13 protein-coding genes are annotated in these 14654 nt (G+C 64.5%); 10 read left to right on the top strand and 3 right to left on the bottom strand.

Annotated features, from left to right (window positions below; genetic code table 11):
- The first annotated feature begins 26 nt into the window (after positions 1-26).
- The 8 genes from GQB03_RS14255 (at position 27) to phaZ (ending at position 10742) form a co-directional block, all read left to right on the top strand.
- Positions 27-1226 (top strand): acetyl-CoA C-acyltransferase, encoded by a 1200-nt coding sequence (locus tag GQB03_RS14255; protein ID WP_159690640.1) that lies wholly within the window; start codon positions 27-29, stop codon positions 1224-1226.
- A 448-nt stretch (positions 1227-1674) separates the two neighbouring features.
- Complete coding sequence (locus tag GQB03_RS14250) at positions 1675-3465, top strand: acyl-CoA dehydrogenase (RefSeq protein ID WP_159690637.1); 1791 nt, start codon at positions 1675-1677, stop codon at positions 3463-3465.
- Positions 3466-3517: 52 nt separating this feature from the next.
- Positions 3518-5170: a fatty acid--CoA ligase gene (locus GQB03_RS14245; RefSeq protein ID WP_159690635.1), complete on the top strand. Its 1653-nt coding sequence runs from the start codon at positions 3518-3520 to the stop codon at positions 5168-5170.
- Between the two features lie 60 nt (positions 5171-5230).
- A complete protein-coding gene (locus GQB03_RS14240) occupies positions 5231-5692 on the top strand; it encodes a MaoC family dehydratase (RefSeq protein WP_159690632.1) in 462 nt (153 codons plus the stop codon).
- A 20-nt stretch (positions 5693-5712) separates the two neighbouring features.
- Positions 5713-7386: an alpha/beta fold hydrolase gene (locus tag GQB03_RS14235; protein WP_200832229.1), complete on the top strand. Its 1674-nt coding sequence runs from the start codon at positions 5713-5715 to the stop codon at positions 7384-7386.
- Positions 7387-7410: 24 nt separating this feature from the next.
- Positions 7411-8226, top strand: a complete 816-nt coding sequence (locus GQB03_RS14230) for an alpha/beta fold hydrolase (protein ID WP_159690626.1) — start codon at positions 7411-7413, stop codon at positions 8224-8226.
- Positions 8223-9461: a DUF445 domain-containing protein gene (locus tag GQB03_RS14225; RefSeq protein ID WP_159690624.1), complete on the top strand. Its 1239-nt coding sequence runs from the start codon at positions 8223-8225 to the stop codon at positions 9459-9461. Before GQB03_RS14230 ends, GQB03_RS14225 begins: the two co-directional genes overlap by 4 nt.
- A gap of 57 nt (positions 9462-9518) precedes the next feature.
- On the top strand, positions 9519-10742 hold the full coding sequence (gene phaZ, locus GQB03_RS14220; RefSeq protein WP_159690621.1) for a polyhydroxyalkanoate depolymerase: 1224 nt from the start codon (positions 9519-9521) through the stop codon (positions 10740-10742).
- Positions 10743-10764: 22 nt separating this feature from the next.
- Here the strand turns inward: phaZ and GQB03_RS14215 are convergent, their stop codons facing one another.
- The 3 genes from GQB03_RS14215 to tadA are packed head-to-tail and all read right to left on the bottom strand — an operon-like array spanning position 10765 to position 12171.
- A complete protein-coding gene (locus GQB03_RS14215; protein WP_159690618.1) occupies positions 10765-11211 on the bottom strand; it encodes a GNAT family N-acetyltransferase in 447 nt (148 codons plus the stop codon).
- Positions 11211-11687: a L,D-transpeptidase gene (locus GQB03_RS14210; protein ID WP_159690613.1), complete on the bottom strand. Its 477-nt coding sequence runs from the start codon at positions 11685-11687 to the stop codon at positions 11211-11213. The genes GQB03_RS14215 and GQB03_RS14210 overlap by 1 nt, the downstream gene beginning before the upstream one ends.
- Before the next feature lie 16 nt (positions 11688-11703).
- On the bottom strand, positions 11704-12171 hold the full coding sequence (gene tadA / locus GQB03_RS14205) for a tRNA adenosine(34) deaminase TadA (RefSeq protein ID WP_159690610.1): 468 nt from the start codon (positions 12169-12171) through the stop codon (positions 11704-11706).
- Positions 12172-12430: 259 nt separating this feature from the next.
- On the opposite strand from tadA, the gene GQB03_RS14200 reads away from it, so the two are divergent.
- Positions 12431-13639, top strand: a complete 1209-nt coding sequence (locus GQB03_RS14200) for a hypothetical protein (protein ID WP_159690607.1) — start codon at positions 12431-12433, stop codon at positions 13637-13639.
- An 88-nt stretch (positions 13640-13727) separates the two neighbouring features.
- Entirely contained in the window at positions 13728-14627 is a 900-nt protein-coding gene (locus GQB03_RS14195) for a LysR family transcriptional regulator (RefSeq protein ID WP_159690604.1), read from the top strand.
- Positions 14628-14654: the final 27 nt, after the last annotated feature.

The raw sequence follows: 14654 nt of genomic DNA, 5'->3' as shown, positions 1-14654 counted from the left end.
CTGAGCCCGAGACACTGGAGAGAACCATGAGCAAACAGATTCAGGACGCCTACATCGTCGCCGCCACGCGCACCCCGGTGGCCAAGCGCAACGGCATGTTCCGCAACGTACGCCCCGACGACATGCTCGCGCATGTGCTGCGGGCAGTGGTGGACAAGGTGCCGGGCCTCGAGGCAGGCGAGATCGGCGACGTGATCGTCGGCTGCGCCATGCCGGAGGCCGAGCAGGGCATGAACGTGGCGCGCATCGGCCTGCTGCTGGCGGGCCTGCCCGACACGGTGCCGGGCATCACCATCAACCGCTTCTGCTCGTCGGGCGTGCAGGCGGTCGCCGATGCGGCCAACCAGATTCGCCTGGGTCAGGCCGAGGTGATGATCGCCGCCGGTACCGAGTCGATGAGCGTGATGCCGCAGATCATGGGCAACAAGGTGAGCCTCAACCCGGCCGTCTTCGCGAAGCAGGAGAACCTCGGCATCGCCTACGGCATGGGCCTCACCGCCGAGAAGGTGGCCGAGCAATGGAAGGTGAGCCGCGAGGATCAGGACGCCTTCGCGCTGCAGTCGAACCAGCGGGCGGTGGCGGCGATCGCCGCCGGGCACTTCCGGGCCGAGATCACGCCCTACATGGTGCGCACCCATGTGCCCGGCGAGGGCGGCGCGGTGCGGGTGGTCGAGACGCTGTGCGAGCACGACGAGGGGCCACGTGCCGATGCCTCGCTCGAGCGCCTGGGCAAGCTGCGCCCGGTGTTCGCGGCGCGCGGCTCGGTGACCGCGGGCAACAGCTCGCAGATGTCGGACGGGGCCGGTGCGGTGCTGCTGATGAGCGAGGCGGCGGTCAAGCGCTACGGCGTGACCCCGATCGCGCGCTTCGTGAGTTATTCGGTGGCGGGCGTGCCGCCGCAGGTGATGGGCATCGGCCCGGTCGAGGCGATCCCGCGGGCGCTCAAGGCGGGCGGGCTGAACCAGTCGCAGCTCGACTGGATCGAGCTCAACGAAGCCTTCGCGGCGCAGTCGCTGGCGGTGATGCGCACGCTCGCGCTCGATCCGGACAAGGTGAACCCGCTCGGCGGGGCGATCGCGCTGGGCCACCCGCTCGGCGCCACCGGGGCGATCCGCACCGCCACGGTGATGAGCGCGATGCAGCGCGACCCGGCCATCCGCTACGCCATGGTCACTATGTGCATCGGTACCGGTATGGGCGCCGCAGGTATCTTTGAACGCTGTTGAACGGACGGATATCTCGCACGAATGCCGAACGCATCCCTTTGAAGTGTGCGGCGCACAAAAGAAATTACCCCCCTTTTGGGGGGCTGGAATCCGCGATCGCATTGCCTATGCTGGTTGGCGCCGCGGATTTCAGTCACTGGAAGCCGCTCGCTAGCAGCAAGGATTGGTGTGTTTCGTTCGGCGGTGTCAGGTGGCGCATGGGGGACCGGCGCCACCATTTTTTCCGACCCGTCACCAAAGCATTTGTCGAACCGTCCCCGACGCCGGGATTGCGAGATCGCATTCCCTCCGAATCTGTGGTTCCGGTCGCGGCCATCGCCGAGTGGCAGGTGGCTCTTGACTTCATGTCACAGGTAGTACGTACTAGAAGAAGGCGCGCTTCGCAGTCCCGCTGCGTCAGCAGTTCGCCCTGATCGATCCAACACGCATTTAGGGAGGCATACAATCAATGAGCACTTACAACGCCCCGATGGCCGACATGCTTTTCGTGCTGAACGAGCTGGCCGGCCTTGAGGCCATCTCGCAACTGCCGGGATGCGAGGACGCGACATCCGACACGGTCACGGCCGTGCTCGACGAAGCCAGCAAATTCAGCGGCCAGGTCCTCGCGCCGCTCAACGTCCCAGGCGACTTCGCTGGATGCAGCTGGGACGACGGCGCGGTCAGCACCCCCGACGGCTTCGCCGACGCCTATCGGCAGTTCGTCGAGGGCGGCTGGAACGGCCTGAATTTTCCGGTCGAGTTCGGTGGCCAGGGCCTGCCGAAACTGGTGGCCAGTCCGGTGCTCGAGATGGTCATGAGTGCCAATCTCGGCTTTTCGCTGTGCCCCCTGTTGACCGGCGGTGCGATCGAAGCCCTGCTCCTTCGCGGCACGCGGGAGCAGAAGGAAACCTACCTGCACAAGATGGTCGAGGGAACATGGACCGGGACCATGAACCTGACCGAGCCGCAGGCCGGCTCCGACCTCGGGCTGATCAGGAGCAAGGCGGTACCCGAAGGTGACCACTACCGGATCTACGGCCAGAAGATCTTCATTACCCACGGCGAGCACGACATGGCCGAGAACATCGTCCATCTGGTGCTCGCCCGGACGCCGGATGCACCGGACGGCGTCAAGGGGATCTCTCTGTTCGTGGTACCGAAGTTCCTGGTCAACGCCGACGGCAGCCTCGGAGCGCGAAACGACGTTCGCTGCGTCTCGATCGAGCACAAGCTCGGCATTCACTCCAGCCCCACCGCGGTGCTCGCCTACGGCGATGCCGACGGTGCCATCGGATTCCTGGTGGGCGAGGAGAACCGGGGCCTCGAGTACATGTTCATCATGATGAACGAGGCCAGGTACGCGGTCGGGCTGCAAGGTGTGGCGGTTTCGGAACGCGCCTACCAGCTTGCCCGCAGCTATGCGCAGGAACGTATCCAGAGCAAGGATCTGCTGGACCCGCGCGGCAAGTCGGTGGCGATCATCCAGCACCCGGACGTGCGTTGCATGTTGATGACCATGCGCGCCCTGACCGAGGCCAATCGAGCGGTTGCCTATGTTGTCGGCGCGGCGATCGACCGTGCCCACCTCGATCCGGACGACGCGGCTCGCCAGCAGGCCCGCGCCTTCGTCGACTACATGATTCCGATTCACAAGGGATGGGCCACCGAAGCCAGTATCGATGTAGCCAATCTCGGCATCCAGATTCACGGCGGGATGGGCTTCATCGAAGAGACTGGTGCGGCCCAGCATCTGCGCGACGCCCGCATCCTGACCATCTACGAGGGCACGACGGGCATCCAGGCCAATGACCTGGTCGGTCGCAAGACTGCCCGCGAGGGCGGTGCCACGGCCCGGGCGGTGCTCGACATGATGCGCAAGACGGTTTCCGAGATCGATGCCACGGGTCCCGATCTCGCCGTGATTCGTACCGCGCTGGCCGAAGGCATCGATGAGTACCAGGCCTGCGTGGACTGGATCGTCGAAACCTACGGAGACGATATCCGCGCGGTCCATGGCGGTGCGGTGCCCTTCCTCAAGCTCGCGGGTATCGTGTGCGGTGGGTGGCAGCTGGCCCGTTCGGCCGACATCGCGAGCCGCCGCATCAAGGACGGTAGCGGTGATCGCGGCTTCCTGGAAGCCAAGATCGTCACTGCCCGCTTCTATGCCGAGCACCTCATGACCCAGGTGGCAGGGCTGCGCAAGACCGTGCAGGCGGGTGCGGCCGCGGTCATGGCACTGTCGCCCGACCAGTTCTGAGCGTCACACGAAATTCAACCGCGCCAACAAGAAACACCAGGAGGAGACCATCATGACGACCATCAACCCCGACAATCTCATTCAGCCTACGCCGAGCGCATACACTTATCCGCTGCTGATCAAGCAGTTGCTGCACACGCCACTCGCGGTGGCACCTGACCAGGAAATCGTCTATCGGGATCTCAAGCGGTTCAACTATCGCACCTTGAACCACCGTATCGCGCAGCTCGCCAACGCCCTGAGCGCGCTCGGCGTCCGTCCCGGCGACACCATCGGAATGATGGACTGGGACAGCCACCGCTACCTCGAGAGCTACTTCGCCGTTCCCATGATGGGTGCGGTGCTGATGACCGTAAACGTGCGTCTGTCGCCCGAGCAGATCCTCTACACCATCAACCACGCCGAGGCAAAGGTACTGCTGGTGAACGTGGAGTTCATGCCGGTGCTGGAGGAAATCAAGGACAAGCTCGAGACGGCCAAGACCTTCGTCTTCATCAGCGACATTCCTTCCGACCCAGTGCCGGCCGGTTTTGCGGGCGAATACGAAGCCCTGCTTCATGCCGCTTCGCCTCATTACGACTTTCCGGATTTCGACGAGAACACCCGGGCCACCACCTTCTACACCACCGGTACCACCGGCCTGCCCAAGGGTGTGTTCTTCAGTCACCGGCAACTGGTGCTGCATACCCTGTCCACCATGTCCGGTCTGACCGCCCCGCTCTCACAGGGACGGCTGCATCGCGACGATGTGTACATGCCGATCACGCCGATGTTCCATGTTCACGCTTGGGGCATGCCCTACATCGCCACCGTGATGGGCCTGCGCCAGGTGTATCCGGGTCGCTACACGCCGGACGGCCTGCTTGCCCTGGTCCGGCAGGAGGGCGTCACCTTCTCCCACTGCGTCCCCACCATCCTCCACATGCTGGTCACCAACCCGGCGATCCACGACACCAACGTGAAGGGCTGGAAGCTCATCATCGGCGGCTCGGCCCTGCCCAAGGGCCTTGCCCAGAGCGCGCTCAACCTGGGGATGGACCTGTTCACCGGCTACGGGATGTCGGAGACCTGCCCGATCCTGACCCTGGCACAGATCAAGACGCCGCTCATGGGCGATCCGATCCGCGAGTTGGAAATCCGCACCAAGACGGGGCTGCCGATTCCGCTGGTGGATCTGCGCATCGTCGATGAAAACATGGAAGACCTGCCCCACGACGGCAAGGCCGCGGGCGAGATCGTGGTGCGCTCTCCATGGCTCACCCAGGGGTATTACAAGAACCCGAGCGCGTCCGAAGAACTGTGGTCCGGAGGTTACCTCCACACCAACGACATCGGAGTGATCGATCCGGAGGGTTACCTACAGGTCACCGACCGGATCAAGGACGTCATCAAGACCGGCGGCGAATGGGTGTCGTCGCTGGAGCTCGAGGATGTCATCTCGCGCCACGCGGCGGTGAGCGAGGTGGCGGTGATCGGCATCAAGGATGCCAAGTGGGGCGAGCGCCCGATGGCGCTGGTCGTGCTGAAATCCGGCGCCACGGCGACCGAGGCGGATATCAAGGCCCACGTGAAGGCATTCGCCGAGGAAGGTCACATTTCCAAGTTCGCGATTCCCGAGCACGTGCTCTTCCCGCCAGCCATCGACAAGACCAGCGTCGGCAAGATCAACAAGATGAACCTGCGAGCCAGGTACGAGAACGCCTGATCCGGCCCAAGGCGCGGCCCCCGGGGCCGCGGCCCATCCCACGACATCCTGGAGTCCTCAATGGAACAATCCTTGAACATGAGCACGCTTGCCGACTTCATCGGCAAGGAGATCGGCGTATCGGAATGGGAAGCGATGCCCCAAAGCCGGATTGACGCGTTTGCCGCCTGCACGGGCGATCATCAATGGATACACGTCGACCCCGAGCGGGCACAACGTGAAAGCCCTTTCGGCAGCACCATCGCCCACGGTTTCCTGACACTCTCCACGCTTGCTCCCCACGCACTCGAGATCCTGGTGAAGCCGTTGAATGCGCGGCAGACCGTCAATTGTGGCGCGGAGAACGTGCGCTTCATCTCGCCGGTGCATGTCAATGCGCGGATTCGCACCCGACTGACCGTCGAGGCGGTGGCGGCCAAAGGCCCGGGTCGAACCCTGGTAACCATGGGCGCAGTGGTGGAGATCGAGGGCCAACCCAAGCCCGCGCTCACGGCCAATCTGCTCTTCATGCTTTTCGAATGACTGGAGAAGCCGAAGACATCATGGCAAAACAAGCAAAGATCGACGCGTCCGGCGCCACGTCCGGTCCGGCACCTGAAACCGCAAAGGCGTCCGCACGAAGCCCTGTCGACAAGACCAGGGAATTGGCCGGCAAGGCGGTCAAGACCTCGGCGGTGCTGCTTGAGGAAGAAGCCCGCCTGGCTCGGGATCTCATGGCCGTTCTGGCCGGGAACTCGGAGATCGCCCCGGCCCCGGGCGACAAACGTTTCAAGGACGACGCCTGGAATCAGAACCCGTTCCTGCGCATCGCCATGCAGGGCTATCTGTCGTGGACCCAGGCTTTGGGGCAGGTGGTCGACCAGATCCCCCTGGATGACCGGAATCGCGAGCGCGCTCGCTTTGCGGTCTCGATGCTCAGCGATGCCTTCGCGCCCACCAACACGCTGCTCGGCAACCCCGCGGCACTGAAGAAGATGGTGGATACCGGGGGCAGCAGCATTGCCCGGGGACTCAAGAACATGCTCACCGACCTGGCGACCAACAAGGGCATGCCCGCACAGGTGGACAAGAGCAAGTTCAGGGTGGGCGAGAACCTTGCCACCACACCCGGCGCCGTGGTTTTCCGCAATCCCGTGCTGGAACTCATCCAGTACACGCCTACCACCGAGAAGGTCCATGCGCGGCCACAGATCATGGTGCCGCCACAGATCAACAAGTACTACATCTTCGATCTGGCTCCGGGCAAGAGCATCGTCGAATTTCTGGTCGGCAGCGGTTTCCAGGTCTTCACGGTGAGCTGGCGCAACCCCACCGCGGATCAAGCCGACTGGGACATGGCAACCTACGTCTCCGCGCTGCTGGAAGCCATCGAAGCGGTACGGGAAATCACCGGCGCAGACGACGTAAACCTGCACGGAGCCTGTTCCGGTGCGATGACGATGGCCGCGATGCTGGGTCATCTCGCCGCCAGCGAGCGTCCCCTCGTTCATGCCGCGACCATGATGGTGGCGGTGCTCGATGGCCAGGCGGAATCCCAGCTCGGCCTCTTTGCAACCCCCGAGGTCGTTTCTCTTGCCAAGACCAACTCCGCTTCCAGGGGGGTCATAGAGGGACATGACATGGGTCGGGTGTTCGCGTGGATGCGGCCCAATGATCTGGTCTGGAACTATTGGGTAAACAATTACCTGATGGGCAATCCGCCGCCGGCCTTCGATGTGCTTTACTGGAACAACGACACGACGCGTCTCCCCGCGCGCTTCCACGCCCAGCTGATGGACATCTTCGCCGAGCATCAGCTCTCCGCGCCCGGCGGGATGACCATGCTGGACACCCCAATCGATCTGTCCCGGGTGAAATGCGACACCTATGTGCTGGCCGGCATCAGCGATCACATCACCCCTTGGCAGGGGGTCTTCAATACCAGCCGGACCCTGGGTGGCAAGAACGAATTCGTGCTCAGCTCGAGTGGTCACGTCCAGAGTCTCATCAATCCACCCGGCAATCCCAAGGCGAAGTACTTTACCAACGGTGCCACCGCCGGCACGGCCGACGATTGGCTTGCCGGGGCCACCGCAGTCCAGGGTACCTGGTGGGAACACTGGCGCGAGTGGTTGAAGGCGCGTTCCGGCAAACTCCGCGCTGCGCCGGCCGCACTTGGCAGCAAGGCTCACCCTCCGGCGGAACCTGCGCCGGGCACCTATGTGGTGGCGGCCTAGCGGCCAAGGTGTCCGAGCCGTCCGATGACGACATCCCGGCATCCACTGCAGATCCACGTGCTCGCCCGGCCCGGGTACGCCCTGCGGCTCGGGCTGCGGCGGGGCCGGGCCGGCAATCCTCCGTTGGTGATCTTCAATGGTCTTGGCGCCAACCTGGAATTGCTGGACGGCTTCGTGGCCGCACTGGATGAGCGGCCGCTTGTCGTCATCGACGCTCCGATCGTCGAAGCCGCCCTGCCCTTTCCACCCTATCGATTCTCGAATCTGGTTCGCGAGGTGGATACGGTATTGATCGAACTCGGGTTTGCCGAACCGATCGATGTGATGGGCATATCCTGGGGCGGTTTCGTTGCCCAGCAGTTCGCCCTGCAGTATCCGAACCGTTGTCGTCGCCTGGTCCTGGCCGCAAGTTCTCCGGGAGTACTCATGGTTCCCGGTCCGCCAACAGCCCTGATCGCGATGCTCGGCCTCGGCATGCTCCCCGGATCGCTCGGACGGGGATTCATGAGTGCGAGGGTTCTTGGCGGCGTATTCCTGCGCGAACCGGAGCGCGTGACTGAACATCTGGGTCGGCTGGCACCATCGGGCACGTGGACGCAAATCGCCCAACTGCTCGCCCTCTGGGGTTGGTCCAGTCTGCCGTGGCTATCGCACTTGCGGCAACCCACCCTGGTCCTTGCCGGCAGTGAAGATCCGGTGGCGCCGCTTGCCAATGCATACCTGCTGGCAAATCTGATTCCCGACGCCACGCTTACCGTCCTCGAGGACGGTCACGGCTTTCTGCTCTCCCGCCCGTTGCAAACGGCAACCTGCACCCTGGGCTTCCTGACGCGCCCATGAACGGCGGCTCCCGCATATCCGGCGGCAAGGAAATGAAGCGGCTCGCACTCGCTTTGCTGCTGTTCATGCTCGCGACCTTCATCGTCTCGGTCAGCCTGGAGAATGTCCATCCGTGGCTGGCATGGATAAGGGCCTTTGCCGAGGCGGGAAGCATCGGTGCCATTGCAGACTGGTTCGCCGTGACCGCGCTGTTTCGCCATCCCATTGGCCTGCCCGTTCCGCATACCGCCATCATTCCCCGGAACAAGGACGAGATCGGCCGTGCGCTGGGCATCTTTGTGCAGGAAAACTTCCTGACACCACACAATCTCACCCGCAAACTCGCCGGTCTGGACGCGGTCGGCACGACGGCGCGCTGGCTGCAGTCACCGCGCAACAGCCAGCGCTGTGCACGCGCCGCCTGCGAATTCGTCCCGGGGCTGCTCGCACGCCTCGACGACAAGGACGTGAGCCGGTTTCTCGACCGGATCATCGTGCCCTGGCTGGCACGGCTGGACATTTCGACGTTTGCGGGCAGGTTCCTCGAGATCATGACCCACGACGGCCGACATCAGGCGCTGCTGGATCACGGCTTGCGGACCCTCGATACCTGGCTGTCCGAGAATCGCGCGCTGATCCGCGAGAAATTCAGCGAAGCGTCCAGATACACGCCGGGAATCTTCGACTACTACGTGGTCAATCGTTTCGTCGATGGCATCGTTGCCCTGCTTCACGAGGTCGCCTTGAACCCGCAGCACGAAATGCGCGCTCGCTTCGACGCCGCAACCCAGGCGTTCATCGACGATCTCAAGGCTTCTCCCGAATACGCCGCCCGAGGACGCGGCCTCGTCCGTGACCTTGCCGGACATCTGCGTTCGCAAAGCTACTACGAAGTCGTCTGGAAGGACCTGCAGGCGCTGTTGCTCGAAGACATCGCCCGACCCTCATCGCTCGTGGTCACCGCCCTGGCGGAGCTTCTGCAAGCCATCGGCCATGGAATCGCCACTGACGCACCGCTGCGTGGCCGGCTCGAAGCCTGGCTCATCGACGGCATCGAGCCCTTGCTGATACGCCACCGTCAGGAAATCTCGGGGCTCATCTCCGACGTGATCGCCACCTGGGACGCGAAGGAAGTCGCCGACAAGCTCGAAGCCGAAATCGGCCGGGACCTGCAATATATCCGCATCAACGGGACCCTGGTCGGCGGGCTCGCGGGTGTTCTCCTTCACGGACTTGGCATGAGCTTTGGAAGATGACGTGCCACTCCACATCACAACGAACCCGACCCAACCCCTTCCCGAGGAATGATATCCATGCGCTACACCATGCTTGACCTGACCCGCAGCGCCGCTGCCCCGATGGAAGCCGTGCTCAGCTCCACGATCGACGTGCTGTCGAGCCGCTACAACCCGCTCGCACGTACCACCCTCGGCCGGGTTCCGATCGCCGCGCTCGAGTCGGTCGCGCGAATGATCAAGCCCTACCACAAGCAGGCCTTCGACTACGGCAGCTTCGAAGCAGACGGCGAGACGATCACGATCGTCGAGAAAGTCGCCTTGAAAAAACCCTTCTGCCATCTCGTTCACTTCGAGCGGGTCGGGAAAGGCAAGGCGCCCAAGGTCCTTTTCGTGGCCGCGATGTCGGGGCACCACGCGACCCTTTCGAAGGAGACCTTCCGGGCGTTTCTGCCCGACCACGACGTTTACGTCACCGACTGGCTGGATGCGCGCGACATTCCCCTCTCCGCGGGACGTTTCGGCTTTGAAGACTACGTCGGCTATCTGATCGAGTTCATCCAGCTCCTCGGCCCGGACGTCCACGTCATCGGTCTCTGCCAGGCAACCGTCCAGGCCCTGTGCGCCACCGCAATCATGTCCGGCCGGCAGGATCCCTGCCGACCGAAGACGCTTTCCTTGCTTGCGGGCCCCATCGACATCACCGTGAATCCGAATACGCTCACGCGATACGCCAGCCACATCAATCTCGGGTTCCTGAAGGCTCTCGCGGTCCACAAGGTGCCGAGCGGTTACGCGGGCGCAGGGCGTGAAGTCTATCCCGGTCATCTGCAGATCGGCGCATTCATGTCCATGAATCCCGGCAATCACCTCAAGAAGCACTGGAACTTCTTCAAGGATGTTGCCCGTGGCAACGAGGAAGCGGCCAATCGGCACCGCGAGTTCTACGATGAATACATGACAGTGATGGACGCGACCGCGGAGTTCTACCTGGAAACGCTGGAGCGGGTATTCCTGACACCACAGCTCCCCAGAGGCGAGATGCACTACAGGGGCGAACCTGTCGATTGCGGTGCAATCACCGATACCGCCCTCTTCACGCTCGAGGGCGAACGCGATGACATGGTCGCCCTCGGCGTGACCGAAGCGGCTCATCGCCTCTGCCCCAATCTGCCCGAGGCGCTGCACCGGCACCACGTCCAGGCGGGCGTCGGCCACTACGGGATCTTCAACGGATCAATCTATCGCACCGAGATCGCGCCGATGATCAAGTCATTCATCCGTTCCGGCGGGCGGCCGTAAAGCCAGGGATCCGCTCGTCGTCTCAGGGCGACGAGCGGGCCTGGATACGCCGCATCATCGCCTGATGCTCGATTCCCGCCTCCATGAAGCGTGGCCCTTCTTCGATGAAGCCGTGCCGAACGTAGAAGGCAAGCGCACCGACCTGTGCGTTGAGCACGACCGCCACCATTCCGGCCCGTTCGGCTTCGCCAATCAGCGCCAGCAATACGCGGGAACCGAGCCCCTGATTGCGATGGGCTGCATCCACGGCCATGCGACCGATGTGGCCATCGGGCAGCAGGCGGCCGGTGGCGATAACTCGATCGGCTGCGTCGGTGAGCACCGCATGGCGGGAGACCGGATCGAATTCGTCGAGCTCGATCTCCGCGGGCACGCCCTGTTCCTCTACGAACACGCGGAACCGCAGCGGCATCACCCGCGCTTCGGCGTCGGGCCAGTCGCAGATTTCCAGGGAATGGTCGGGCTGCATCAGACGATCTCCACGGGTGTTCCGGCAGGTACCAGGTCGAACAGCTCCACGACCTCCTCGGGGCGCATGCGCACGCAGCCGTGGGAGCGTGCCACGCCCATGGGCTGGTCGTCCGGCGTGCCGTGGATGTAGATGTAGCGGCGCATGCTGTCGACCGAGCCGAGACGGTTGCGGCCGGGCTCGCAGCCAGATAGCCAGAGGATGCGGCCGAGAATCCAGTCCTTGTCCGGCATCTCCTCGGCGAGCGCCGGGGTCCAGATGTTTCCGGTGGGGCGGCGGCCGACGAAGATGGCGCGCGGGTCGTGGCCCGCGCCGATGCGGGCGCGCACGATGTGCCTGCCGCGCGGCGTGCAGCCGCTGCCGTTGAGCTCACCCGGGCCGTTGAGCGCGGTCGATACCGGGTAGCGGCGGATGAGCAGGTCGGCGTCGTCGAAGAGCGCCAGCTGCTGGGTGTCGAGATCGATTGCGATGCGCATGGCGGGCGTGAGGGCTTCAGGCGTTCATGGTGCGCTGGCGTCGCGCAGCGAAGAAGCTCGACAGCATCGCACCGCACTCTTCGGCGAGCACGCCGCCGACCACGCTGGCATGATGATTCAGCCGTACTTCGGCAAAGACATCCAGCACGCTGCCGGCCACGCCGGTCTTGGGATCGCTGGCGCCGAAGACCACCCGCGAGATGCGCGCGTGCATGATGGCGCCGCTGCACATCATGCAGGGCTCGAGGGTGACGAAGAGTTCGCAGCCGGGCAGCCGGTAGTTGCCGAGCCGGGCCGCGGCGTCGCGCAGCGCAACGATCTCCGCGTGGGCGGTGGGGTCGTGGCGGCCGATGGGCTGGTTGAAGCCCTTGCCGACGATCTCGCCGTTGAGCACCACGATCGCCCCTACCGGCACTTCGTCGAGCGCGCCGGCATAGCGGGCCTGCTCCAGGGCAAGGCGGATGTAGTCCTCATCGTTCGGCATCGCAATACTCTCTTCGGGTTCCCGGTGTCGCCGGTGCTATCTCTGACGGGGGCCGGCGACTTTTCACCGGCGGATTATCGCAGACTCGCGCGAACACATCCTGCCGGGCGCGGCGCGTGCCACAGCGTCGGGCGCCCGTGTTGGACACCCGCTGGCGTGCTCCGTATCCTTGGGCGGCAGGCCCCTTCAGGTCGAAGGGCGCGGCCCTGCCGACGATGCGTCATTGGCGCGCCCGCCCGAAATCCATACGGAACGCCGCATGCTCAGTGCCCTCATCATCCTGGTGACGGCGGCAATTACCGCCTACCTCACTTTCTCGAAGCGTCTTGCAGGCTCCTCGGACTGGAAAGCCACGGTCACGCCGCTGGCTTCGATCATGGGCAGCGGCTTCCTGATCAGCGCCCCGCTGCTCGCGGGCATCGTCGGCAAGCTCGCGGTGCTGTGCATGGCAGCGCTGCTGGCGCTGGCGTATGCGGTGGGGAGCGTCATCCGCTTCAACATCCGCCATTTCGAGCCGATCGAAAACGCCGGACATGGCGCTGCGCAGGACATCGGCTTCCTGTCGCGCGCGGTACTCGCCGGGGCCTACTTCATCTCGGTCACCTACTACCTGCAGCTGCTCGCCGCGTTCGTCCTCAACGCGGTCGGCATCCACGACCGGCTGCTCGCCAATGTGGTGACCACCGCAGTGCTGCTGGTCATCGGCGGCGTAGGGATGTGGCGCGGCCTGGACGAGCTCGAGCAGGTCGAAACGCATGCGATCAGCCTCAACCTCGGCATGATCGGCGCGCTGCTGGTGGCGCTGGCTGTACACAACGCAGGGCTCGCGCTCGACGGCGCGTGGCAGCTGCCGGCCATCTCGTCGAGCATCGACCTGCACGACACGCGGGTGCTGCTCGGCCTGCTCATCGTGGTGCAGGGCTTCGAGACCTCCCGTTATCTCGGCGACGAGCATGGGGCCGAACAACGCATCCGCACCATGCGTACGGCACAGCTGGTGTCCGCCGCGATCTACCTGCTGTTCATCGGACTCGCCACGGTGATGTTTCACGACGGGCTCGGCTCGGACGTGACGGCCATCATCCAGCTCACCGCACCATTGGCGCTGGTGCTGCCGGTGCTGCTCTCGGTGACCGCGATCGGCAGCCAGTTCAGCGCGGCAGTGGCCGATACCGCCGGCGCGGGCGGTCTGCTCGAGGACATCACCAATCACCGGCTGCCGGTCCGTTATGCCTACCTCATCATCCTGGTGATCACCGTGGCGCTCACCTGGGGCACGCATGTGAATGCGATCATCGCCTACGCCTCTCGCGCCTTCGCCCTCTTCTACCTGCTGCAGTGCATGGTCGCTTTCCTGGTGGCCTGGCAGAAGAAGGACCTGCCCCATCGTACGGCGCGCCTGGGTTTTTTCGCACTGGTCGGCGTGGCCTGCCTGCTGGTCTTTGCCTTCGGACTGCCGGCCGAGTGAGTCGACCAGCCGCGCCGCTGCGCGCGAAGCTGATTACAATCCGCCAGATGCCCTGCCCCGTTCTCCCGTCCCGGATCGAGATGCCACAGTGAAGCGAATCGACTTTGCATCGATGCAGTATTTCGTGGCCGTATGCGAGACCGGCAGCATCGCCCGCGCGGCCGAGCGCGAGCACATCGTGCCATCGGCCGTCAGCAAGCGGCTGGGCGAACTCGAGGCACTGTTCGGCGTGCCACTGCTGGATCGCGGCGCGCGCGGTGTAAGCCCCACCGTGGCGGGCGAGGCGCTGCTGTTTCACGCACGCGACGTGCTGCGCAGCTTGGACCGGCTGCACGCGGAGCTCTCGGAATACGCGCTGGGGGTGCGCGGCCGCGTCAGCATCCACGCCAACATCTCGGCGGTGGTGGAGTTCCTGCCCGAGGATCTGCGCAGCTTCATGGCGGCCCACGAAGGCATCAAGATCGACCTGCAGGAGCACCTCAGCACGGACATCCTGCGCGCGGTGCTCGAGGGGCGTACCGATCTCGGCGTGGTCTCTCAGGTGCACGGCCTTGATGGGCTGGAGTGCTTTCCCTACCGCAGCGACGAACTGGTTGCGATCGTGCGGCCCGAACATCCGCTGGCCGGGGCCGAAATCACCAGCTACGCGACGAGCCTCGCCTTCGACCACGTGGGCCTGAGCCACAACAGCTCGCTCTATTCGCTGCTCGAACGCGAGGCCGAAGCGCTGGGGCTGACGCGCCGCCTGCGGATCCATGTGAGCGGCTTCGATGCGGTCTGCCGCATGGTCGAGGTGGGGCTGGGCGTGGGCATCGTGCCGGAACGGGTGGGCGGCTTCTTCGCAGCGGCGCTCGGGCTCAGGATCGTGCGCCTCGACGATGCCTGGGCGCGGCGCGAGCTGCAGCTGGTGGTTCGCGACAGGTCCTGCCTCTCGGTGGCGGCGCGACTGTTGCTGGACCACCTCCTCGGCCGCGACGCGACGCCTTGACCGAACGTCACCAAGCCATCTGCAGAC

Origin of the sequence: Cognatazoarcus halotolerans, assembly GCF_009800965.1 — a bacterium.
GTDB lineage: Bacteria > Pseudomonadota > Gammaproteobacteria > Burkholderiales > Rhodocyclaceae > Cognatazoarcus > Cognatazoarcus halotolerans.
Note: the sequence above shows the minus strand (reverse complement) of the source record. Positions and strands in the feature narration are given on the sequence as shown.

Excerpts from the sequence above, each read along its gene's own strand:
- tadA (WP_159690610.1), bottom strand. The coding sequence starts at position 12,171 with ATGCCGAACGATGAGGACTACATCCGCCTTGCCCTGGAGCAGGCCCGC.
- GQB03_RS14230 (WP_159690626.1), top strand. The coding sequence starts at position 7,411 with ATGACGACATCCCGGCATCCACTGCAGATCCACGTGCTCGCCCGGCCC.
- GQB03_RS14255 (WP_159690640.1), top strand. The coding sequence starts at position 27 with ATGAGCAAACAGATTCAGGACGCCTACATCGTCGCCGCCACGCGCACC.
- GQB03_RS14225 (WP_159690624.1), top strand. The coding sequence starts at position 8,223 with ATGAACGGCGGCTCCCGCATATCCGGCGGCAAGGAAATGAAGCGGCTC.
- GQB03_RS14235 (WP_200832229.1), top strand. The coding sequence starts at position 5,713 with ATGGCAAAACAAGCAAAGATCGACGCGTCCGGCGCCACGTCCGGTCCG.
- GQB03_RS14240 (WP_159690632.1), top strand. The coding sequence starts at position 5,231 with ATGGAACAATCCTTGAACATGAGCACGCTTGCCGACTTCATCGGCAAG.
- GQB03_RS14200 (WP_159690607.1), top strand. The coding sequence starts at position 12,431 with ATGCTCAGTGCCCTCATCATCCTGGTGACGGCGGCAATTACCGCCTAC.
- GQB03_RS14215 (WP_159690618.1), bottom strand. The coding sequence starts at position 11,211 with ATGCAGCCCGACCATTCCCTGGAAATCTGCGACTGGCCCGACGCCGAA.
- GQB03_RS14210 (WP_159690613.1), bottom strand. The coding sequence starts at position 11,687 with ATGCGCATCGCAATCGATCTCGACACCCAGCAGCTGGCGCTCTTCGAC.
- GQB03_RS14245 (WP_159690635.1), top strand. The coding sequence starts at position 3,518 with ATGACGACCATCAACCCCGACAATCTCATTCAGCCTACGCCGAGCGCA.
- phaZ (WP_159690621.1), top strand. The coding sequence starts at position 9,519 with ATGCGCTACACCATGCTTGACCTGACCCGCAGCGCCGCTGCCCCGATG.
- GQB03_RS14250 (WP_159690637.1), top strand. The coding sequence starts at position 1,675 with ATGAGCACTTACAACGCCCCGATGGCCGACATGCTTTTCGTGCTGAAC.